Raw genomic sequence first — 19,661 nt, forward strand, 5'->3', positions numbered from 1 at the left:
GGCTGATCCCGTCGACGTACGGGGTCAGCCTTTTTCGCGTCCGTCCGCGTGATCCTGCGCCGGGGGTACGGGGCCCGCGCCGAACGTCGCGCGCAGCCGGTCCATGTCCCTGCGGTCCCGCTTCGTCGGGCGGCCCGCGCCGCGGTCGCGGATGGCCACGGGGGCGACGGCGGCGCGCGGCGGGGGCGGCGGGCTGTTGTCCACGTAGCACTCGACGGCGACCGGGGCGCCCACGCGCTTGCGGATCAGGCGCTTCACGATCACGACCCGCTCGTGCCCGCCGGCCTGCCGCACCCGCACCTCGTCGCCCACGCGCACGTTGTAGGCGGCCTTCACGCGATCGCCGTTGACCTTCACATGCCCGCCCCGGCACGCCGTCGCGCCCGCCGAGCGCGTCTTGGCCAGCCGCACGGACCAGATCCAGCTGTCGATCCGCACACTCTCACCGGCGCCGGGCGCGGCCGCCCGCGCCGCGTCCGCGGTGTTCGAAGCGGTACCCGAAGCAGGATGCGAACCAGTACCCGCATCAGTGTCCGAAACAGAATCCGAAGCAGAATCCGAAGCCATGTACCGACCTTAATCCCGGATTGCCCCGATCCGGCGAGTCACCCGGACGCCACACGCCACCCCGACGGATAATCCGGACAAAATGCCATGCATTTCAAGGGCAGCCACCGGACAGCGAGGGGTTTGGACGCCATGGACGCCAGGGACCTGCCAGCCGAAGTCGACGGCCTGATGGACGGACTCCGCGCCGACCTGGAGCGGCTCGCCGCCATCCCGTCGATCGCCTTCCCCGGCTTCCCGGCCGAGCCTGTGCGGGAGGCGCACGACCTGCTGGTCGGGCTGCTCAGGGACGCCGGTGTCGAGCGCGTCGAGCGGATCGACCTGCCCGACACCGCCCCCGTCATCTTCGGCGAGATCCCGCCGCCGACCCCCGACGCGCCCACCGTCCTGCTCTACTCGCACTACGACGTCCAGCCGCCCGGCGACGAGAAGCTCTGGAAGTCCCCGCCCTTCGAGCCGACCCCCGTCGAGGGCGGACTGCGGGCGCGCGGCATCGCCGACGACAAGTCGAACGTCATCGCGCACCTTGGCATGCTGCGGGTCTTCAAGGGCCGCCCGCCCGTCGGCGTCAAGATCGTCTTCGAGGGGCAGGAGGAGTACGGCAGCCCTTTCGACGACTACCCGCCCACCGACCCCGAGCGGTTCGCCTGCGACGCCATGGTCATCGCCGACCTCGGCAACCTCCGCCCCGGCACCCCCACCCTCACCACGGGCCTGCGCGGCGCGTCCGAGGTCGTCGTCGAGGTCCGCACCCTCGAAGAGCCGCGCCACAGCGGCGAGTTCGGCGGAGCGGCACCCGACGCCCTGCTCGTCCTGCTCAAGGCCCTCGCCACCCTGCACGACGTGCACGGGGACGTCGCCGTCGAGGGGCTGCGCCGCGACGAGTGGACCGGCACGAGCTACACGGAGGACGAGTTCCGCTCCCTCGCCGGCGTCGAGGGCGGCCTGCCGCTCATCGGCAGCGGCACCCTCGGTGAGCGCCTGTGGAGCGGCCCCGCGATCACCGTCATCGGCCTCGACGCCCCCGCCGTCGAACACGCCGCATCCGCCGTCGTGCCCTACGCCCGCGCCAAGCTCAACCTCCGCTTCCACCCGCTCCAGGACCCGAAGGAGGCGCAGGCCAGGCTCGTCGACCACCTGAGCTCCCTCAAGCCCTTCGGTATCCCGCTCGCCATCACGCCCGGCGACACCGGCCCCGGCTACGAGGCCGCGACCGGAGGCCCCGCCTACCGCGCCGCGCTCACCGCGCTCAAGGAGGCCTGGGGCACGGACGCCTCCTACGTCGCGACCGGCGGCTCCATCCCGCTCGTCAACGGCCTCGCGAAGGCCGCCCCCGGAGCCGAGGTCCTCCTCTTCGGCGCCCAGGACAGCATGTGCAATCTGCACGCCCCCAACGAGCGCGTCCTGTTCTCCGAGTTGCGCAGCACCGTCGTCGCGATGTGCGCGTTCGTCCGCGAGTACGCCGCCGACTTCCGCGCCGGAGCCGCCTCATGAGTGCGCCCACCGAGACGGAAACACCCCAACACCCTCAGCCAGGGTGAGGCGGGGAACGGGTGTTCCCGGCGACATTGAATGCGGCTGTTCGTACGATCACCGTATGCAGCTTCGGTACGCCTTCCGCGTGTACCCGGAGCCTGGCCAACGCATGGCGCTGGCACGGGCGTTCGGGTGTGCCCGCGTCGTGTTCAACGACGCGGTGCGCGCCCGTGAGGATGCCCGCACGGCCGGGGAACCCTTCCCGACCGCGGCCGCCCTTTCCCAGCAGCTGATCACCCAGGCGAAGAACCGCGCCGAGCGCTCCTGGCTGGCCGAGGTGTCCTCAGTCGTCCTGCAGCAGGCCCTGCGGGACATGGAGGCCGCCTACCGCAACTTCTTCGCTTACCTCAAGACAGAGCGCAAAGGCCGGAAGGTCGGCGCGCCGCGGTTCAGGTCGCGTAAAGACGGGCGGCAGTCGATCCGGTTCACCGCGAACGCCCGCTGGAAGATCACCGGGAGTGGGCGGCTGTCGCTGCCGAAGATCGGCGAGATCAAGGTGAAGTGGTCGCGGGCACTGCCTGCCGTGCCGTCGAGTGTGACGGTGATCAGGGATGCGGCCGGCCGGTACTTCGCCAGCTTCGTCATCGACACCGACACCGACACCGACCGCATCCGCTGGGGCACCCCGGACCCCGACAGTGCGATCGGTATCGATTTGGGGCTCACGCACTTCGCGGTCCTCTCGGACGGAACGAAGATCGACTCTCCGAGGTTTTTGCGCCGGGCCGAGAAGAAGCTGAAGAAGGCTCAGCGTGAGCTGTCGCGTAAGCGGAAGGGATCGAAGAACCGGGTCAAGGCCCGCCTGAAGGTCGCCCGTGCCTACGCTCAAGTGGCCGATGCGCGCAAGGAGTTCCACCACCAACTCTCCACGAAGCTGATCCGCGAGAACCAAGCGGTCGCGGTGGAGGATCTGGCGGTCTCCGGCCTCGCGCGCACGAGGCTGGCCAAGAGCGTGCACGATGCGGGCTGGTCGCAGTTCGTGACCATGCTGGAGTACAAGGCGAAGCGGTACGGGCGGACTTTCATCAAGATCGGGCGGTTCGAGCCCACCAGCCAGGTGTGTTCGGCCTGCGGACACCGGGACGGGCCCAAACCGCTCGACGTGCGGGAGTGGGCCTGTCCCGCCTGCGGCACCCGCCACGACCGGGATGTCAACGCCGCAATCAACGTGAAAGCGGCCGCCGGGCTGGCGGCATCGGCCTGCGGAGCGCCGGTAGGACCAGAACTCGTTCTGGCACAGCGCGAAGAAACAGGAAGTCACGGAATCCCGCCCCAAGTACGTGCCGCGCAGCGGCACAGCAACGAGCGGGACCGGCCAGAATCTCCCTCCTTCCAGGAGGGAGTACGAGTCAAGACAAGTACCTGCGCTTCGTCTGGCCGCTGCTGGCCATCCTGTTCGTGCTGATCTGCGCGTTCGTGGCGGCGGGGGCGGCGTGGACGTGACGGGTGCGCGTCTCCTCTTTCGGGCCTTCGGCCGTCAGCGGCGCGTGCGGCGGCGGGTCCGTTCGCCCGGGGTCTCGATGAACTGGAGCTCCAGAGCGGCCGGGGCCGGGGCGATCCCGGGGCCGCCCGCCTCGGCCCAGCGCAGGATCTCGTCCGTCGCGTCGTCCCCCATCGACCAGCCCACCCACGCGGGGCGCCCGCCGCGCCGCCGGCCCTCGCCCGACGGCTGCACGACCATGACGTTCGCCTGGTCGCACGGGCCCAGACAGTCCGTCACCCGCACGGCGACCCGCCCGCCGGACGAGTCGGCCGCGGCCCGCAGCCGCTCCAGCTGCCAGGCGTGGTCGTAGCCGGGGTACTTCGCCGCATTGCCGCAGCAGCAGCCCCGGCACACGACGAGGGTGCAGGGAAGGGTACGGGCGGCGCCTATCGGTGTGCGGGTGGGCACGGAACTCCTTGTCCGGGCGGGCACAGAACTCCCGCGTACAGGTACGGAAGAGATTCTCCGTCATGCGCGCCCGCCACCGCCGTCAGGGTGATGAGGGATGAGCCCCGCAGTTCACAGAAGGCCGCTCTGAGCTGCGCGGACGAAGTTCGGCCCAGACCGTCTTGCCAGGGGCGGACGGGCGAGGAGTGACGCCCCAGTCGTCCGCGAGTGCGTCGACGAGGAGGAGGCCACGGCCCGACTCGCCGTCCGGAGCCGGCGTTCCCGTGGCGGGGAGCCTCTCGGCGCGGGTGTCGGTGACTTCGACCCGTAAGGCGCCGTCGGCCTCGGCGAGGCGGAGGTGGAAGTCGCGGCCGGGGACGTGGCCGTGCCGGACCGCGTTCGCGGTCAGCTCCGCGGTGATGAGGGTGACGGTCTCGTTGGTGGGCGAGGTGTAGGGGTGGCCCCAGTCGTTCAGGCGGTGGGAGATGAGACGGCGGGCGAGTCGTGCGCCGCGTGGGGTCGAAGTGAACCGCATGGCGAACTCGTGTACGGACGCGGTGCGTTGGGGCATATGCCCTTGTGGGGGAGTTACGGCCTTCATGCCGTCAACGGTCCTGGCCTGTGCGTAGCTTTGAACAGGAGCGACGCGCTGACCGGTGGTCGTTGTACGCGGCCGGCGTGCCGTTGTACGCGCGGCGAGGCGTGACCGGCCTTCCGTGCGGCGCGTTGTCCGCGGGAGCGGTTGCGGTGGCGGTTGCGTGGTGTTCGGTGGCGGCGGTGGAACGTACGGGAGGTGCCGGGCGTGGAGGACCAGCAGGCGGAGGGGGAGCACGAGTTCGGGGCGGGGATTCTGTATGTGTTCGGACGTCAGCTGAAGCTTTGCCGGGAGCGGGCGGGGTTGGACCGGGCGGAGCTGGGGGCGCGGACGGGGTACTCGGCGTCGACGATCGCGTCGTTCGAGCAGGGGAGGAGGATTCCGCCGCCCAAGTTCATCGACCTCGCTGATGAAGTGCTCGACGCGGGTGGGGTGCTGAGGGTGGGGAAGGAGGAGGTGGCTCGGGCGCAGTATCCGGCGTTCTTCAGGGATGCGGCACAGCATGAGGCGCATGCGGTCGAGTCGCATGTGTACGCGACCCAGGCTGCGCCGGGGCTGTTGCAGACAGAGGAGTACGCGCGGGCGGTCTTCGCGATGTGGCGGCCTCTGCTTGATGAAGTTCTCATCGAACAGCGAGTAGCAGCTCGACTGGCGCGGCAGGAGATCTTCGCCCGGCGCCCGGCGCCTCACATGAGCTTCGTGATCGAGGAGGCTGTACTGCACCGTCCTCTTGGCGGGGAGTTCGTTTGGCGCGGTCAGCTGGAGCAGTTCCTTCTGGCCAGTGAGAAGCGGAACGTCGAGATTCAGGTGATGCCGCTCTCCCGCCTGGAACATGCAGGACTGGCTGGCCCGTTCACCTTGATGGAGACCAGGGATGGGCGGAGGATCGCCTACACGGAGGTCCAGGGTGACAGCCGCGTCCATACGGAGCGGGGAAAGGTCCGGGAGATCGAGGCTGCGTACGGGAGTCTCCGCGCGCAGGCGCTCACACCGGCCGAATCGCTTTCGTTGATCGAGAAGTTGTTGGGAGAGAGATGAGCGGGGCAGTGGCCGGGCCGAACAGTGATGAGCTGACTTGGTTCAAAAGCAGTTACAGCGCCGGGAACGGCGGCGAGTGTGTCGAGGTCGCGTCCCGGCTGGGCCTCACGCACGTCCGTGACTCGAAGGACAAGGCGGGCCCCGTAGTGAGCCTTACGGCGACCGCCTGGACCGAGTTCGTCGGGTTTGCCGCCCGGCACACCGCGTAAGGCGGCTCTAGGTCGTTTTCTCAATCGCCCGGCTGCCCGCGCCTTGGATAGCGTGCCCTCATGTCTGTCGCTCCTGCCATGCCCGATGTCGTCTTCCCCGACCATGTCGCCGAGCGGCTCGCCGCGCTTCCCGGTGTGCGGGCCGTCGCGCTCGGCGGTTCGCGGGCCCGGGGAACTCAACGGCCCGACAGCGACTGGGACTTCGCGATCTACTACCGGGGTGATTTCCAGCCGGACGACCTGCGGGGCGTCGGGTGGGAAGGGGAGGTGTCCGAGATCGGTGGGTGGGGTGGCGGGGTCTTCAACGGCGGGGCGTGGCTGACCGTCGACGGGCGGCGTGTCGACGTCCACTACCGGGATCTCGACGTGGTGGAGCGGGAGTTGGCCGAGGCCGGGCGGGGGCGGGTCCGCTGGGAGCCGCTGATGTTCCACCTGGCCGGGATCCCGACCTACCTCGTCGTCGCCGAGCTCGCCGTCAACCAAGTGCTGAGCGGTACGGTGCCCCGTCCCGACGGCTACCCCGAGGCTCTGCGCAAGGCGGCCCCCGAGATGTGGTGGGGCCGGGCCGCCGGCACGCTGCACTACGCGAGGGCCAACAACGCGCCCACGGGCGGCAGAGCCGAGGTCCACGGCGCGGTCGCCGTGGCAGCGATGTCGGCCGCTCACGCCGTCCTCGCCGCCCGCGGTGAGTGGGTCACCAATGAGAAGCGGCTCCTGGAGCGAGCGGGCCTGCTGGGCATCCACAGCCTGCTCGCGGGGGCATCGGGCGACCTGACGGACGTGGTCGATCGGACTCAGGTCCTCCTGGAGAGCGCCGTCGACTCCGCGCGCAGGACCTGATCCGGCGGAGCCGGTCGAGTGGGTGGTGCAGGCGAGCGCCCCAGCTCGTACACCGCGCCGTCCTCCCACACCCGCCCGTCCGTCACGATCAGGCGCACCGACCCGACGCGCGCCGTCACCGGAAGCATCGGTCGCAGCTCCCGCTCCAGCGCGTCGTACGCCCTCTCGTACGTCTCCGGCCCTTCGTCGTTTGCCAGCGTGAGGTGGGGGTCCAGGCCCTCCGGCCCGAACACGCCCCGGTAGGGCACCGCCTCCGGCCAGCGCTCCCGCACCGCCCTCGTCAGGGCGCGGACGGGGTGATCGGGGGCGGGCGGGAGATAGAGGACACCCGGGTACCGACGGAACTCGGCGAACGTCAGGACGAACGGGTCCCGGTCCGAGAACAGCGCCGCCAGCTCGGCGTGGACCTCCGGCGTGATCCGTGCGGCGGGGAGGAAGGGGTACAGCACCGTGATGTGGGCCGGGAACGGCGCCCGTACGAAGGCGTCCGCCTCCGGGATCCGGATCGTCAGGGCCGTGTCGCCGGGCACGTCCGGCCAGCCGTCCTCGCTGCTCACGGCGCGCCATCCTGTCACGCTGCCACCCCGGTGACCTGCGGCGGGCCAGATCCGACAAGTCCCGCACATCGTCACATCGATGAAACGCGCACGTACCTTTCCCTCCAAATACGCCACCTAGCGTCGAGGTATCAGCCCAGGCCGACGTCGTCCCGCGGCACACCCCCGCCCCGGAACCGCCGTCGCCGACAGGAGCACCGTGCGCACCACCCCCCGTCCCCTTCCGCCCTGGCTCGGCCACGCGCTGCGTGCCCAGCGGGGCCCCCTCCCGTGGAGCGCCGTCGTACGCGGCGCCCTCGCCGCCGGGCCGCTCGTGGTGGCGGCCCTGCTCGCCGGGCGCCCTTCCGCCGGGGTGCTCGCCGCGCTCGGCGCGATGCTCGCCGGGATCAACGACCGGCCCGGCAGCCGTCGCGCGGCGGTGTCCCGGATCGGGGTGCCCGCCCTGGTCGGCGCGGGCGGTCTGGCCCTCGGCACCTGGGTCGGCGCACTTGCCGGTCCCGCCGCGCTGATCGGCGTGTTCGCGCTGCTCGGGTTCGCGGGCGGCGCCGTCAGCGCCGTCGGGCCCGTCGCGTCCGCCTGCGGAACACAACTCCTCGTCGCCGTCGCGATCGGCGCGGGCATGCCGCTGCCTGAAGCCGGCTGGCAGCGGGCGCTGCTGTTCCTCGCGGGCGCGGGCTGGCTCCTCGTCCTGCGGAGCGTGCTGCCGTCGCCGGGTGGGGCGGGCGCGTACCGGTTCGACGGTGAACGCGCCGCCGTCGCCCAGGTGTACGCGGCCGTCGCCGGACTCGTCGACGCGGCGGGCACACCCCGGGCCACCGCACATCGCGCCGCCCTGACCGCCGCGCTCGACCATGCGCAGGACGCCCTGTCCGGACCGCGTCTGCGCCGGTTCGCGGGCTCCCGCGAAGAACGCCGCCTGCACGCGCAGTACGCCGCCGCCCTGCCGCTCGCCGAGGCGGCAACGGCCCTGGCCTGGGCGGGGAGCCCGCTCCCGGCCCGCGCGTCGGAGGGCCTGTGGCGCCTCGCCGACGCCGTCCGCTCCGCGCAGCCGTGCGGCCCGCTGCCCGCGCCCGCCCGCTCCGACGCGGCCCTGCGCGCGCTGGACGAGGCACTGCTGCACGCGGCCGTGGTGTTCGACGGTCCGGTACGGGACCACGACCGGTCGACGCGCGCGGTACCGAACGTACGCGTGAGGACCTGGCGCGGCGCCGGTGCGAAGCCGCTGCACACCCGCCCCCGCACCCCCGTCACCGCCCTGCGCAGAGCCGTCGGCCCCGCCGGGCGCGAGTACGGGATCCGCGTGGCGCTCTGCTTCGGGGCAGGCGTTGCCGTCGCGCAGTTCCTGCACAACGCCCACTGGTACTGGCTGCCCGCGACCGCCGTCTTCCTCGTCAAGCCGGACCTCGGGCCGCTCGCCTCGCGCGTGCTGTGCCGGGCGCTCGGGACGGTGGTCGGCGCGGCCCTCTTCGCGGGGCTCGCCGCGCTGCTGCCGAGCCCGGCGGGGCCCGTCGCACTGGTGGCCCTCGGCGGCGCGCTGATCCCCGTGGCCACCCGGCACTTCGCCGCCCAGACCGCCGTCGTGACCGTCTTCGTGCTGTCCCTCGTGATGGTGGGCGGGGAGCCGCAGATGGCCCTGGCCCGGATCGGGGAGACGCTCCTCGCGTGCGCGATCGTGCTGTGCGTGGGTCACCTGCCGCTTCCCGTGCCGGGCCGCGGCGGCGCCGTCCGTACGCGCCTGACCACCGCCGGCGAGGCCGCGCACGCCTACGTACTCCATGTCCTCAGCGGATCCGACGACCGCGCCGGACGCTGGACCCTGCGCCGCGAGGCGTACCGCGCGCTCGCGGAGGCGCGCACCGCGATCGACCTCGCCGCCGCTGAACTTCCCGCCCTCGCCCGCCACACGGCCGGCACCGAAGACGTCGCCGTCACCCTCGAAGCCCTGGTCGACACGACCACGTCCTGCGCCGTGCACCTCGACGACACGGGCCGCGTCCCGGAGCAGCACGCCGAACGGATCGACGCGCTGCTCGCGGAACTCGCCGCCTAGGAAGGGATGTTCAGGACGGGGAGTTACGGCTTCGGAAGCTCACAGCCCGCCGCGCTCAGGTCGATCTTGTTGCCGATCCCGACGCACGGCACGATCCCGTACGTCTCCTGCGCGTAGTTGATGCCCTTGCGGACCGTGACGGTGCCGTTCTCGTCGACCTCGCACGGGTTGTTGTCCGTGCAGCGGGCGCCGTCCTCGTTGCCCGTGTTGTTGACCGCGACGACCTTGCCGGATGCCTGGTCGACGACGGGGGAGCCCGAGGTGCCGCCGATCGTGTTGCACGTGGAGGTGTAGCGGACCGAGTCCTTCCAGGTCCACTCGCCCTCCTTGAGGCGGTATGCGAAGCCGTCGATGTTGCAGCTGTAGGTCTTCTTCCAGTAGCCGGAGACCACCGTGATGGCCGTGCCCGCCGTGGGGTGCGAGGCCGACAGTTCGAGGGCCTTGATGCCGTACGAGCTCTCGATCTGCGCGTAGGTGCTGGTGAGTTGGTAGAGCGAGACGTCCGTGTCCGTCATCGTGCCGTACGCGATCTTGTCCGCGCGCAGCGTCGCGACCTTGCTGCCCGCGGAGTTGAGCAGGCTGAAGGTGCGGGACGACGGCTGGTCGACGACGACCTCGCCCGGGCCGGGGAAACCGCTCTCGAGGCAGTGCCCGTTGGACATGACCAGGGCCGGGTCCGTGGGCTGGGAGTCCGGCACGCGGACGACCGACCCGGAGCAGTTGCTGAGCGCCACCGTCCCGGCGAAGGTGACCGCCTTTGCCTTGGCCTTGGCCTCGTGCTGGGCTCCGACTGCCGTGGCGGGCGCGGCTGTTGCTCCTATGAGGAGCAGGCCGAACACCGCACCGACGAGAGGCTTGTTCATGTGGGGGTCCTCTCCCGTTGCTTCCTGAAACCGTCAACTACCGGTTTTGACATGTGCATTGTGGTGGTGTCGGCGTCAGCGGACAACAGTGCATGCTCAGCGAACACGACGGATCCCCAAAAAGAACTGCGAAAGTTTTCTCCCGCCGAGCGATGAGTTCTGCGAAGCCCTCCGGTCAACCACCCGAGGAGTACCGACCAGAGGAGGACCCATGGGGCTGCCGAACGTCGTCACCCGCGAGGAGTGGCTCGGCGCGCGCCAAGAACTGCTCGCCAGGGAGAAGGCGGCGACCCGCGCCCGCGACGCGCTCAACGCCCAGCGCCGCGAACTGCCCATGGTGGAGGTCGAGAAGCTGTACGTCTTCGAGGGGCCCGACGGCAAGGCGGAGCTTCTCGACCTGTTCGAGGGCCGCTCCCAGCTCATCGTCTACCACTTCATGTTCGGCCCGGACCAGGACGCGGGCTGCCCCAACTGCTCCGCGTTCCTCGACCAGATCGGCCACCTCTCCCATCTGCGCGCCAGGGACACGGAGTTCGCGGCCGTGTCGCGCGCCCCGTTCACCAAACTCCTGCCGTTCAAGGCCCGCATGGGCTGGACCATGCCCTGGTACTCGTCGGCCACGAGTGACTTCAACCAGGACTTCGGCTTCGCGTCCGGCGAGGATCCCCGCGACCTGCCCGGGCTCAGCTGCTTCCTGCGCGACGGCGACCGGGTCTACCACACGTACTCCACAACGGGCCGTGGCCTCGACGGCGTCGGCTCCATCAACAGCCTGCTCGATCTGACCGCGCTCGGCCGGCAGGAGGAGTGGGAGGAGCCGCAAGGGCGGGCGTCGGCGCTGGGAGCCCCGGCGGGCGGCGCGCGGGTCCGCTACCACGACGAGTATCTGGACTGACGCGGCGGCTCTTCGCTCCTTGCGTGGCGGCGCTGTGCGTCTCAACTCGGTTTCATTGTCGTCACGTTGCGAGCCCCCGGGCGCCTCGCGGGCGTTCTTCTCCGTAAGAACGCGCGACAGCGCACGTACGACGACGGGGGCAGGGGTGCACGATGATCGACGGACGAGTGGTACTTGAACGCTTTCCCGCGGGGGGACCGCGCGGGTCGTGGCCGGCCGAGGAGTTCGCGCGCGACCGGCGTCTGGAAGGTCAGCCCGCCGAGGTCGTCATGGACCTCGCGACGGACACCTTCCTGGTGATCGTGCCGCGCGCGGAGGTTGTCGCGGGCTGATCCGGGTGGAGCGTGCCGTTCAGGCCGCGTCGGCCGCGCCCGCGCCGATCGAACGGGACCAGGCGGGGGTCGTGCCGGTGACCCGGCAGAGCGCGAGATAGAGCGGGATCGGCGGGGTGTAGGGGACGCTGCCGTCGGGCCGGTGGATGAGTCCGGGCGCGCGCCGCGCGTCCGGCACCAGCGCGCCGGTCGTGTAGCTGGCCGGGGCCGGCCACTCCAGGGCGACATCCGAGTCCGAGGGAACGATCCACCACCAGCGGTCGTCGTCGGCGTACACGCAGCCCATGCGCGGCAGCCGCGCGACCATGGCGCGCCCGCAGGCCTCGGGGACCGCGACGGCGTCGCAGCCGAGCGGGGCTGTCATGCCGTCGGGGACGGCGAGTCTGAGCGGGGCGGTCCGCAGGATCTGCCGCTGCCGTGAGAAGCGGACCAGCGAGTCGAGATCCATCGTGCGCGTCGTCACCACACCCATCCGGCTCCCGCCCCTGTCCCCGTACCGGGGCCGGCGGCCGGGCCGAAGCCGGTGTCGCACCCCGTCTCGAACTCTGACTCGAACTGCTCTGTGTCGAAGGCCGGTCCTTGTTCGGTGCCCGGTCCCGTGTCGGGGGAGTGAGGCGCTGCGCCGGTGTGCAGTTCACTGCTGTGTTGCGGCCCGGGAATGCCATGGAGGCCGGCGACGGTCGGCTGTCCTTGGGGGCCGGCGGCGCCCGTGTCCTGCGTGCCGTCCGCGTCGCGTGCGAGCTCGGCCCACACGAGGAGTCCGGGGCCGGTCTCCTGCGCGCCCCACGCGGTACTCACCGCCGCCACGAGCAGCAGGCCACGCCCGTGCTCCTCCTCCGGCGCGACACGACGGGCGGGATGCGGCTCGCCGGGGGCCCAGCCCTCGTCACGCACAGCTATCCGCACCCGGTCGTCACTGTCGTGGAGCTCGCACACTATGCGGCTGCTCGCGGTGTGGACGATCGCGTTCGTGACCAGTTCGGAGATGACCAGGGCCGCCGCGTCGCAGGTGTCATCGCACACTGCCCAGCCGCTGAGGTGGGCGCGCGTCAGCTTCCGGGCCTGAGCGGCGGAGCCCGGGTGGGGAGCCAGTTCGAAGCTGCTGCGGCGGCGCACGGACGCGGCGCCGGAGCTCGCATCGGGTTCGTCACCGAGCGTAGCTTCGCCGACTTCTGTTCCTAACGGCACGGACGGAGTCACGCTTGCCACTATCTCCCCGTCGTGAACACTTGGCAAGAGCCACTCTGAAAAGTGCAGAGTGCAGTGTGCTCGGGCGCCGAGCCGTGGCACACTGCTGACGGCGGTGTGCCGTACGGCGCCCGGCATGGCGAAAACGCCGACGATTTCAGGGAAGTTGCCCGAAATGACGGGGCGTCGGGGCAGCCCGGCTTCCGCCTGGGAGCGCAACCACACGCGCGACCGCAACAGGACCACAGGGACGACTGGGAGGTAGGGGGCGTGAGCGAACCGCGGTCCGCTCCGACCGTTGGCCAGGTCGTCCTCGGCCGGCGCCTCCAGGACCTGCGCGAACGCGCCGGGCTCAAGCGCGAGGAGGCCGCGAAGGTCCTGCGCGTCGCCCCCGCCACCGTCCGCCGCATGGAGATGGCCGAGGTCGGCCTGAAGATCCCGTACCTCCAGCTCCTCCTGAAGTCCTACGGCGTCACCGACGAAGAGGCGGAAGCCTTCGTCACGCTCGCCGAAGAGGCCAACAAGCCCGGCTGGTGGCAGCGGTTCCACGACATCCTGCCCGGCTGGTTCTCGATGTACGTGAGCCTGGAGGGCGCCGCCAGCCTCATCCGGTCGTACGAGCCCCACTTCGTTCCCGGGCTCCTGCAGACCGAGGACTACGCGCGTGGCGTGCTGCGCTCCGGAGCCGTCGGCCGTGCCCTCGTCGAGGACCCCGACGTCGTCGAGCGGCATGTCGCGCTCCGGATGCAGCGCCAGGAGCTGATCACCCGCGAGGACGCCCCGCGCCTGTGGATGGTCATGGACGAGACCGCGCTGCGCCGCCCGGTCGGCGGGCCCGACGTGATGCGCGGCCAGATCGACCGGCTCCTCGAGGTCACGGAGCTGGCCAACGTGACGCTGCAGATCGCCGAGTTCGCCGCCGGCCCGCACCCCGGCACGTACGGCCCCTTCGTGTTGTTCCGATTTGCCATGTCAGAACTGCCGGACATGGTCTACAGCGAGTACCTGACCGGCGCGGTCTACCTCGACGCGCGCCCCGAGGTGGCCACCCACCTCGAGGTCATGGACCGCATGGCGGCACATGCCGCGACGGCACATCGCACAAAGGACATCCTCCGGGATCTCCGCAAGGAGCTGTGAATGGATCGGATCAAGGCCCGCATACGAGGGGTCGACGGTGAGGTCATCTACAACGGGATGCCCGCCCGCGAACTCGGCAACGAGGGCTGGCACAAGCCCTGGAGCGGCGGTAACGGCGGCAACTGCGTGGAAGCGATGAAGCTGGCCGACGGCCGGGTCGCGATGCGCCAGTCGGCCGACCCGGACGGCCCCGCCCTGATCTACACCCCGGGCGAGATCACCGCGTTCATCGAGGGCGCGAAGGCCGGGGCGGCGGATTTCCTGCTTTCGTGAGCGGAGCGGACAGGTGCCCGAGCCGTGAACCCCGAGGTGGGGTCTCAGTCCGGTGGCAGCACCCCGCACAGGGCGTCCAGCGCGGCGCCGTAGGCATGGTCCGACGGCGTCGAGTAGCCCACCACCAGCCCGTCCGTGTGCGGCATCGTCGCCTGCGGATGACGGAACTCCGCGAGGCCATCCAGGGCGACACCGCCCCACGTGGCGGCCTTGACCACGGACCGCTCGGTCCCCGGGGGCAGCCGCAGCACCGCGTGCAGCCCGGCCGCGATCCCGGTGGCCGCCACCCCGGGCGCCCGCTGGGCGAGTGCCTCCACCAGCCGGTCGCGCCGCCCCCGGTAGCGCTGCCGCATCCGCCGCACATGCCGGTCGTACGCCCCCGAGACCAGGAAGTCCGCGAGCGCCAGCTGGTCCGGCACGCTCGCCCACGCCTCCCGCTCGCCCTTCACCGCGACGACATCCCCCACCAGCTCCCGCGGCAGCACCATCCAGCCGAGCCGCAGCGCCGGTGACAGGCTCTTGCTCACCGAGCCGACATAGACCACCCGTTCGGGGTCGAGGCCCTGCACCGCGCCGACGGGCCTGCGGTCGTAGCGGAACTCGCCGTCGTAGTCGTCCTCCACGATCAGCCCGCCACGCGCGCGTGCCCAGTCGACGGCCGCCGTACGCCGCTCCGCGTGCAGCGGGCCGCCCGTGGGGAACTGGTGCGCGGGCGTGAGCAGCGCCGCCCTCGCCCGGCCGGTGCCGGCCGTCAACTCCCCGACACGCGCGCCGTGTTCGTCGAGCGTCAGAGGAAGCGTCCGCACCCCCGCCGCCGTCAGGATCTCGCGGTGGAAGCCGAGTCCGTACGACTCCACGGCGAGCGGTCCGCGCAGCACCCGGCCGCCGAACAGAAGCCGCAGGGCGTGCGCGAAGCCGGAGCAGATCACGATGCGGTCCGGCTCCGTGCGCACGCCGCGCGCGCGGGCCAGATACTCCGTGAGCGCCTCCCGCAGCTCGAAGCGGCCCTGCGGATCGCCCGGCCCGAACGCCTCGTTCGGCGCGGCCTGGAGCGCACGCCGGTAGGCGGCCGCCCAGTCCGCGCGTGGGAAGGACGACGCGTCGGGCGTGCCCTGGCGGAGGTCGTGGCGTGGCCCGTGTGCGCGGACCGGACCCTTCTTCGGGACGCGGCCGGGCGCGGGCGGCCCGACCCGCTCGGCGACACGCGTCCCCGAGCCCTGCCGCGCGGTCAGCCAGCCCTCGGCGACGAGCTCCGCGTACGCGTCGGCGACCGTGTTGCGGGCGACGCCGAGGTCGGCGGCGAGCGAACGGTAGGGCGGCAGCCGGGTGCCCGGAGCGAGCCGCCCCGAGCGGACGGCGTCGCGCAGCGCCCCCATGAGAGCGGCCCTGCGGCTCCCCGCCCCGGACAGGTCCAGATGCAGGTCGGCGCCGATGCGCTCCGCAGAATTGACCCATGAATCCGCCATGGAAATGCACCCTACAAGAGGTCTATCCGGCCCGTAGATTCATGGTCATGACGACGAACACGATCACCGCGGCGAACACCCACTCCCACTCCGCCGGCCGCATCGACTTCGCGAGGGCCGCGCCCAAGGTCTTCCGCTCCCTCATCGGCTTCGACGCCGCCGCCCGCGAGGGCCTCGACCCGGCCCTGGTCGAGCTGATCCAGATCCGCGCCTCGCACCTCAACCACTGCGCGTACTGCCTCCACATGCACACCAACGACGCGCGCAAAGCCGGTGAGAGCGAGGACCGGCTGCACATGGTGGCCGTGTGGCGCGAGGCCCGGCACTTCTTCAGCGCCCGGGAGTGCGCGGCGCTCGCGCTCACCGAGGCCGTCACGCTCATCGCCGACGGCGGCGTCCCCGACGACGTCTACGCCGAGGCCGCCGCCCAGTTCGACGAGCAGGAGCTGGCCCACGTCCTGTCCCTGATCTTCACGATCAACACCTGGAACCGGATCGCCCTGTCGACCGCCAAGGTCGCGGGTACCGACGAGCGTAGATGAACGACGAGCGCCGACCGGCGGCGGGCTCAGGCCGTCATCGGACGGTCGTACGGTCCGATCGGCGCGGGCAGCCGCGTCGAGCCGGTCAGCCAGTGGTCCACCGCGGCGGCGGCCGAGCGGCCCTCGGCGATCGCCCACACGATGAGCGACTGGCCACGGGCCGCGTCCCCGGCCGCGAACACGCCGGGCACGGAGGTCGTGAAGCGCGCGTCGCGGGCGAGCGTGCCGCGGTCCTCCACGGCCAGGCCGAGCTGTCCGACCGGGCCGCCGGTCCCGCGCTCGGGCCCCGAGAAGCCGAGGGCGAGCAGCACCAGATCGGCGGGCAGCTCCCGGGACGTGCCCTCCCGGGGCCGCCGCGCCTCGTCGACCTCGACGAGATGCAACGCCCTCACCCGGCCCCGCTCGTCCCCCTCGAAACGCAGCGTGGACGCCGCGAAGAGGCGCGCGTCGGCGTCCGCCGCGGGCGCGGTCCGCAGCTCCCCGGCCTCCTCGTGGGCGGCGGACATCCGGTAGATCTTCGGATACGTCGGCCAGGGCTCGGCCAGCTCGTCGCGCTCGGCGCCCGGCTGCCCGTAGATGTCCAGCTGCGTGACGGACGCGGCGCCCTCGCGCACCGCCGTGCCCAGGCAGTCGGCGCCGGTGTCACCGCCGCCGACGATCACGACGTGCTTGCCGGCGGCCGACAGGGGAGAGGCGTCGAGGTCGCCCTCGCACACGCGGTTGGCCAGCGGCAGATACTCCATCGCCTGCACGATCCCGTCCAACTCCCGCCCCGGTACGTCCAGTTCGCGCCAGGCCGTGGCGCCGACCGCGAGGACCACCGCGTCGTAGCGGGACCGCAGCTCGGCGGCGCCGATGTCGCGGCCCACCTCCGTCGACGTACGGAAACGCACCCCCTCGTCCCTCAACTGCGCCAGCCTGCGGTCCAGATGGCGCTTCTCCATCTTGAAAGAGGGGATGCCGTACCGCATCAGTCCGCCCGGCCGGTCGTCCCGCTCGAAGACCGCGACCGTGTGCCCCGCGCGCGTGAGCTGCTGGGCGGCCGCGAGTCCCGCCGGGCCCGAGCCGACCACGGCGACCGTGCGGCCGGACAGCCGTTCGGGCGGCTTGGGCGGGGCCAGGCCGTCCTGCCAGGCGCGGTCGGCGATGGCGACCTCGACGTTCTTGATGGTCACGGCCGGCTGGTTGATCGCCAGGACGCAGCCCGCCTCGCACGGCGCGGGGCACAGGCGCCCGGTGAACTCGGGAAAGTTGTTCGTGGCGTGCAGCCGGTCGCTCGCCGCCCGCCAGTCGTCCCGCGACACGAGGTCGTTCCAGTCCGGGATCAGGTTGCCGAGCGGACACGCCTCGTGACAGAACGGGACGCCGCAGTCCATGCAGCGGTCGGCCTGCGCCTCGATGATCGGCAGGAGCGCCCCGGGGACGTACACCTCGTCCCAGTCCTGGACCCGCTCGCCGACAGGGCGGCGTGGCCAGTCCTCCCGGGGGGTGGTGAGAAAGCCCTTGGGGTCGGCCATGGCCGTCTCCCTTGCCGTGTCCTTCTCGCCACGATACGTCCGTTTCCCCTGGTGCGCAGGGGCGCCGGCAGAGGTGCGGCAGGACGCGAAGGCTCAGGTCAGGGCGAGGATGAACGAGGCCGACGCGGCCAGCGACGCACCACCCCTGATGTGGTTCCACATCAGCCACTCGGACACGTACCTGCGCCACGGTCCCTCGCTGTCCGGCGCCTCGGGGTCGAGCTTCGCGAGCGCGTCGTTGCGGGGGATGTTCGCGGCGACGGTCACACCGAACGCGCCCGCGAGCTGGAGCGCGCTGCCGAGCAGCAGCTCCACGGTGCCCTGCTCCGGCCAGAGCACGAACGTCACGACGGCAAGTACCACGCACAGCGCCGCGGCCCCCATGAATACCACCATGAACGCCGCGCTGACCGCGGCCACGTTGATCGCCTGCATCGCCGCGATGCCCTGCGCGGGCGGGAGCGCCGCGAGCCCCTTCATCACGAAGGTCGAGAACGCGATGAAGACGCCCGCCGACACCCCGCAGGCGAGCGCGCCCAGGACGGTGAGCACGAAGTACGGTCCCTCGATCATCACAACTCCCCCTGCCGGCGATGCCGTTGGCCTCGCGGTCCGGTCAAGATCCTGCCGCACGGACGAGACGGCCGCCACTGTGCGGCCTCCGCACTTCTCACGATTCCCCCGCGCGCCATGCAGCGAGTACGGCTTCCACCTGTACCCCGATACTCCGCCTGGCCTCGCCCCGCCGCACCCCGCTCATCAGCAACGCGTCGTACGCGGTCTCCGTGTGCCGCACCGCCGCCCGCACCGCCGCCGTCACCGCGGCCCGGGACAGGGCGCGGCCCGCCGCGCTGCGCCCCACCCGGCCACTGCCGCGCAGGGACGCGTGGGCCGCGATGGCCTCCGCCCGGTCCGGCGGGCAGCCGGGGAAGAGCCGCAGGATCTCCCGCGCGAAAGCGGCCGTGAACGACACGTCCTGTGCCGCCCTGCGCGCCGCGTCCCGCGCCCGGCGCCTCGCCCGCGCATCCGCGTCCGCCAGACACCGCTCCTCGGCGCGGGCCAGCGCCGCCTCCTCCACGAGAACGCCCTGGCGCTCGTAACGGCCGCGCCGCCGATGGAAACGCACGACCACCGCCGACAGCGAACTCCCTTCCCTGGCGCGGCGGGTGAGGGCCCAGTCGCCGCGCGGCAGATACACGAGATGGCCGAGGTCCGCGCAGTCCAGACAGCGCGGCGCCCCGTCCTCCAGGGTCAGCAGGTCCAGCGGCGCCCGGTGGCACTCCGCGCACTGCCGGCGCTTCAGCGGCTGCACGACGACCGGCCCGCCGAGGCCGGTGTGCGGCGGGGGAGTCCGGCGTTGGGGGGCCCGGTCGGGCCGGGCCTTGGCGCTCATACGCGGTTCATTCCCCGCGCGCGGGCGAGAACGCGTCGCAGGGGTACGGGTCCCCGTCGGCTCCCCTCCGGCGTGCGAGGCATCATGAGGCGCGTGCGACTCGAAGCGATCACCTGGGAACGGCTCGGCGACGCCCTCGCCGAGAGGCTGCTCGAACTGAAGCCGGGCGACGGGAGTCCGTGGCCCCGTATCGCCATCGACGGCCCGCCGGCCGCCCGCCCCGGTGACCTCGCCGCACTGGTCGGGGAGGCGCTGCGGGTGCGCGGACGCCCCTCGCTCGCCGTGGACACCGGCGGCTTCCTGCGGCCCGCCTCACTGCGCTTCGAGTACGGGCGCGAGGACGTGGAGGCCTACTACAGCGGCTGGTTCGACACGGCCGCGCTGTGGCGCGAGGTCTTCGGGCCGCTCGAACCGGGCGGCACAGGACGCGTCCTGCCGGACCTGTGGGACCCGGCGGCCGACCGCGCGACGCGCAGCTCCTACGTCGAACTGCCGCCCGGCGGCGTCCTGTTGCTGCACGGTCCCCTCCTCATGGGGCACTGGTTCCCGTTCGACCTGACCGTGCACCTCAAGCTGTCGCCGGGCGCGCTGCGACGCCGTACACCCGAGGGCGAGCAGTGGACGCTGCCGGCCTTCGAGCGCTACGACAGCGAGACCGACCCGGCCGGCACGGCGGACGTGGTCGTACGGGCGGACGACCCCCGGCATCCGGCCTGGGGCGGGCTGCCCTCGTAACGGGGTGCTCCCGCTCGGGTACGGGGCCGCTCGCAGGTGCGGGCCCAGGGCAGCG

At 71.9% G+C, this 19,661-nt stretch carries 23 protein-coding genes; 12 read left to right on the forward strand and 11 right to left on the reverse strand.

Features of this window, described 5'->3' with window-relative positions:
• Positions 1-24: 24 nt before the first annotated feature.
• The gene (locus OG698_RS33610; protein ID WP_406107482.1) at positions 25-567 is read right to left on the reverse strand and encodes an RNA-binding S4 domain-containing protein; all 543 of its coding nucleotides are present in this window, start codon (positions 565-567) and stop codon (positions 25-27) included.
• A 132-nt stretch (positions 568-699) separates the two neighbouring features.
• Here OG698_RS33610 and OG698_RS33615 point away from each other — a divergent pair, with 132 nt between their 5' ends.
• A complete protein-coding gene (locus OG698_RS33615; RefSeq protein WP_406107484.1) occupies positions 700-2,061 on the forward strand; it encodes a M20/M25/M40 family metallo-hydrolase in 1,362 nt (453 codons plus the stop codon).
• Positions 2,062-2,164: 103 nt separating this feature from the next.
• Positions 2,165-3,508 (forward strand): RNA-guided endonuclease InsQ/TnpB family protein, encoded by a 1,344-nt coding sequence (locus OG698_RS33620; RefSeq protein WP_406111448.1) that lies wholly within the window; start codon positions 2,165-2,167, stop codon positions 3,506-3,508.
• Between the two features lie 72 nt (positions 3,509-3,580).
• On the opposite strand, the gene OG698_RS33625 is transcribed toward OG698_RS33620, so the two are convergent.
• Positions 3,581-3,994, reverse strand: a complete 414-nt coding sequence (locus tag OG698_RS33625; RefSeq protein WP_383085743.1) for a (2Fe-2S) ferredoxin domain-containing protein — start codon at positions 3,992-3,994, stop codon at positions 3,581-3,583.
• 82 nt (positions 3,995-4,076) lie between these two features.
• Positions 4,077-4,508 (reverse strand): ATP-binding protein, encoded by a 432-nt coding sequence (locus tag OG698_RS33630; RefSeq protein ID WP_406107486.1) that lies wholly within the window; start codon positions 4,506-4,508, stop codon positions 4,077-4,079.
• A 267-nt stretch (positions 4,509-4,775) separates the two neighbouring features.
• Here OG698_RS33630 and OG698_RS33635 point away from each other — a divergent pair, with 267 nt between their 5' ends.
• From OG698_RS33635 to OG698_RS33645, 3 genes are read left to right on the forward strand one after another with little or no spacing between them, the layout of a single operon-like run.
• Positions 4,776-5,606 carry a helix-turn-helix domain-containing protein gene (locus OG698_RS33635; protein ID WP_406107487.1) on the forward strand — a complete coding sequence of 277 codons (831 nt, stop codon included), beginning with the start codon at positions 4,776-4,778 and terminating at the stop codon, positions 5,604-5,606.
• Positions 5,603-5,815, forward strand: coding sequence for a DUF397 domain-containing protein (locus OG698_RS33640; RefSeq protein WP_406107488.1), 213 nt, complete (start codon positions 5,603-5,605; stop codon positions 5,813-5,815). Before OG698_RS33635 ends, OG698_RS33640 begins: the two co-directional genes overlap by 4 nt.
• A 60-nt stretch (positions 5,816-5,875) precedes the next feature.
• The gene (locus OG698_RS33645; protein ID WP_406107490.1) at positions 5,876-6,655 is read left to right on the forward strand and encodes a nucleotidyltransferase family protein; all 780 of its coding nucleotides are present in this window, start codon (positions 5,876-5,878) and stop codon (positions 6,653-6,655) included.
• On the opposite strand, the gene OG698_RS33650 is transcribed toward OG698_RS33645, so the two are convergent.
• On the reverse strand, positions 6,610-7,212 hold the full coding sequence (locus tag OG698_RS33650; RefSeq protein WP_406107491.1) for a 2'-5' RNA ligase family protein: 603 nt from the start codon (positions 7,210-7,212) through the stop codon (positions 6,610-6,612). The genes OG698_RS33645 and OG698_RS33650 overlap by 46 nt on opposite strands.
• Positions 7,213-7,411: 199 nt before the next feature.
• Between OG698_RS33650 and OG698_RS33655 the strand changes: the two genes are divergently transcribed.
• Positions 7,412-9,262 carry an FUSC family protein gene (locus tag OG698_RS33655; RefSeq protein ID WP_406107492.1) on the forward strand — a complete coding sequence of 617 codons (1,851 nt, stop codon included), beginning with the start codon at positions 7,412-7,414 and terminating at the stop codon, positions 9,260-9,262.
• Between the two features lie 23 nt (positions 9,263-9,285).
• Here the strand turns inward: OG698_RS33655 and OG698_RS33660 are convergent, their stop codons facing one another.
• The gene (locus tag OG698_RS33660) at positions 9,286-10,125 is read right to left on the reverse strand and encodes a serine protease (protein WP_406107494.1); all 840 of its coding nucleotides are present in this window, start codon (positions 10,123-10,125) and stop codon (positions 9,286-9,288) included.
• Between the two features lie 211 nt (positions 10,126-10,336).
• On the opposite strand from OG698_RS33660, the gene OG698_RS33665 reads away from it, so the two are divergent.
• Both OG698_RS33665 and OG698_RS33670 read left to right on the forward strand, forming a co-directional pair.
• Positions 10,337-11,020, forward strand: a complete 684-nt coding sequence (locus OG698_RS33665; RefSeq protein ID WP_406107495.1) for a DUF899 domain-containing protein — start codon at positions 10,337-10,339, stop codon at positions 11,018-11,020.
• 152 nt (positions 11,021-11,172) lie between these two features.
• On the forward strand, positions 11,173-11,352 hold the full coding sequence (locus OG698_RS33670; protein ID WP_406107496.1) for a hypothetical protein: 180 nt from the start codon (positions 11,173-11,175) through the stop codon (positions 11,350-11,352).
• Positions 11,353-11,371: 19 nt separating this feature from the next.
• Here the strand turns inward: OG698_RS33670 and OG698_RS33675 are convergent, their stop codons facing one another.
• On the reverse strand, positions 11,372-11,824 hold the full coding sequence (locus tag OG698_RS33675; RefSeq protein WP_399970238.1) for a hypothetical protein: 453 nt from the start codon (positions 11,822-11,824) through the stop codon (positions 11,372-11,374).
• On the reverse strand, positions 11,812-12,561 hold the full coding sequence (locus tag OG698_RS33680; RefSeq protein ID WP_406107498.1) for an ATP-binding protein: 750 nt from the start codon (positions 12,559-12,561) through the stop codon (positions 11,812-11,814). Before OG698_RS33680 ends, OG698_RS33675 begins: the two co-directional genes overlap by 13 nt.
• Before the next feature lie 249 nt (positions 12,562-12,810).
• On the opposite strand from OG698_RS33680, the gene OG698_RS33685 reads away from it, so the two are divergent.
• Complete coding sequence (locus OG698_RS33685; protein ID WP_399970242.1) at positions 12,811-13,680, forward strand: helix-turn-helix domain-containing protein; 870 nt, start codon at positions 12,811-12,813, stop codon at positions 13,678-13,680.
• The gene (locus OG698_RS33690; protein WP_399970244.1) at positions 13,681-13,953 is read left to right on the forward strand and encodes a DUF397 domain-containing protein; all 273 of its coding nucleotides are present in this window, start codon (positions 13,681-13,683) and stop codon (positions 13,951-13,953) included.
• A 44-nt stretch (positions 13,954-13,997) separates the two neighbouring features.
• On the opposite strand, the gene OG698_RS33695 is transcribed toward OG698_RS33690, so the two are convergent.
• A complete protein-coding gene (locus OG698_RS33695; protein WP_406107499.1) occupies positions 13,998-15,419 on the reverse strand; it encodes a PLP-dependent aminotransferase family protein in 1,422 nt (473 codons plus the stop codon).
• 47 nt (positions 15,420-15,466) lie between these two features.
• Between OG698_RS33695 and OG698_RS33700 the strand changes: the two genes are divergently transcribed.
• Positions 15,467-15,961 (forward strand): carboxymuconolactone decarboxylase family protein, encoded by a 495-nt coding sequence (locus tag OG698_RS33700; protein WP_406107500.1) that lies wholly within the window; start codon positions 15,467-15,469, stop codon positions 15,959-15,961.
• 26 nt (positions 15,962-15,987) lie between these two features.
• Here OG698_RS33700 and OG698_RS33705 read toward each other — a convergent pair whose 3' ends face one another.
• From OG698_RS33705 to OG698_RS33715, 3 genes are all read right to left on the reverse strand, one after another.
• Positions 15,988-17,478: a glutamate synthase subunit beta gene (locus tag OG698_RS33705; protein ID WP_406107501.1), complete on the reverse strand. Its 1,491-nt coding sequence runs from the start codon at positions 17,476-17,478 to the stop codon at positions 15,988-15,990.
• A gap of 93 nt (positions 17,479-17,571) precedes the next feature.
• Positions 17,572-18,051 carry a DUF1772 domain-containing protein gene (locus OG698_RS33710; RefSeq protein WP_406107502.1) on the reverse strand — a complete coding sequence of 160 codons (480 nt, stop codon included), beginning with the start codon at positions 18,049-18,051 and terminating at the stop codon, positions 17,572-17,574.
• Between the two features lie 97 nt (positions 18,052-18,148).
• On the reverse strand, positions 18,149-18,871 hold the full coding sequence (locus tag OG698_RS33715) for a DUF2293 domain-containing protein (RefSeq protein WP_406107504.1): 723 nt from the start codon (positions 18,869-18,871) through the stop codon (positions 18,149-18,151).
• 84 nt (positions 18,872-18,955) lie between these two features.
• Here OG698_RS33715 and OG698_RS33720 point away from each other — a divergent pair, with 84 nt between their 5' ends.
• On the forward strand, positions 18,956-19,606 hold the full coding sequence (locus OG698_RS33720; RefSeq protein WP_406107505.1) for a uridine kinase: 651 nt from the start codon (positions 18,956-18,958) through the stop codon (positions 19,604-19,606).
• Positions 19,607-19,661: the final 55 nt, after the last annotated feature.

Source organism: Streptomyces sp. NBC_01003 (assembly GCF_045162695.1).
In the GTDB taxonomy this organism is placed as follows: domain Bacteria; phylum Actinomycetota; class Actinomycetes; order Streptomycetales; family Streptomycetaceae; genus Streptomyces.

Bases quoted from the DNA above. Each gene is read 5' to 3' on its own strand.
- OG698_RS33715 (WP_406107504.1), bottom strand. From the start codon at position 18,871: ATGAGCGCCAAGGCCCGGCCCGACCGGGCCCCCCAACGCCGGACTCCC.
- OG698_RS33720 (WP_406107505.1), top strand. From the start codon at position 18,956: ATGAGGCGCGTGCGACTCGAAGCGATCACCTGGGAACGGCTCGGCGAC.
- OG698_RS33620 (WP_406111448.1), top strand. From the start codon at position 2,165: ATGCAGCTTCGGTACGCCTTCCGCGTGTACCCGGAGCCTGGCCAACGC.
- OG698_RS33660 (WP_406107494.1), bottom strand. From the start codon at position 10,125: ATGAACAAGCCTCTCGTCGGTGCGGTGTTCGGCCTGCTCCTCATAGGA.
- OG698_RS33690 (WP_399970244.1), top strand. From the start codon at position 13,681: ATGGATCGGATCAAGGCCCGCATACGAGGGGTCGACGGTGAGGTCATC.
- OG698_RS33615 (WP_406107484.1), top strand. From the start codon at position 700: ATGGACGCCAGGGACCTGCCAGCCGAAGTCGACGGCCTGATGGACGGA.
- OG698_RS33695 (WP_406107499.1), bottom strand. From the start codon at position 15,419: ATGGCGGATTCATGGGTCAATTCTGCGGAGCGCATCGGCGCCGACCTG.
- OG698_RS33675 (WP_399970238.1), bottom strand. From the start codon at position 11,824: ATGGGTGTGGTGACGACGCGCACGATGGATCTCGACTCGCTGGTCCGC.
- OG698_RS33610 (WP_406107482.1), bottom strand. From the start codon at position 567: ATGGCTTCGGATTCTGCTTCGGATTCTGTTTCGGACACTGATGCGGGT.
- OG698_RS33630 (WP_406107486.1), bottom strand. From the start codon at position 4,508: ATGCGGTTCACTTCGACCCCACGCGGCGCACGACTCGCCCGCCGTCTC.
- OG698_RS33710 (WP_406107502.1), bottom strand. From the start codon at position 18,051: ATGATCGAGGGACCGTACTTCGTGCTCACCGTCCTGGGCGCGCTCGCC.
- OG698_RS33645 (WP_406107490.1), top strand. From the start codon at position 5,876: ATGTCTGTCGCTCCTGCCATGCCCGATGTCGTCTTCCCCGACCATGTC.
- OG698_RS33640 (WP_406107488.1), top strand. From the start codon at position 5,603: ATGAGCGGGGCAGTGGCCGGGCCGAACAGTGATGAGCTGACTTGGTTC.
- OG698_RS33705 (WP_406107501.1), bottom strand. From the start codon at position 17,478: ATGGCCGACCCCAAGGGCTTTCTCACCACCCCCCGGGAGGACTGGCCA.
- OG698_RS33665 (WP_406107495.1), top strand. From the start codon at position 10,337: ATGGGGCTGCCGAACGTCGTCACCCGCGAGGAGTGGCTCGGCGCGCGC.
- OG698_RS33700 (WP_406107500.1), top strand. From the start codon at position 15,467: ATGACGACGAACACGATCACCGCGGCGAACACCCACTCCCACTCCGCC.
- OG698_RS33670 (WP_406107496.1), top strand. From the start codon at position 11,173: ATGATCGACGGACGAGTGGTACTTGAACGCTTTCCCGCGGGGGGACCG.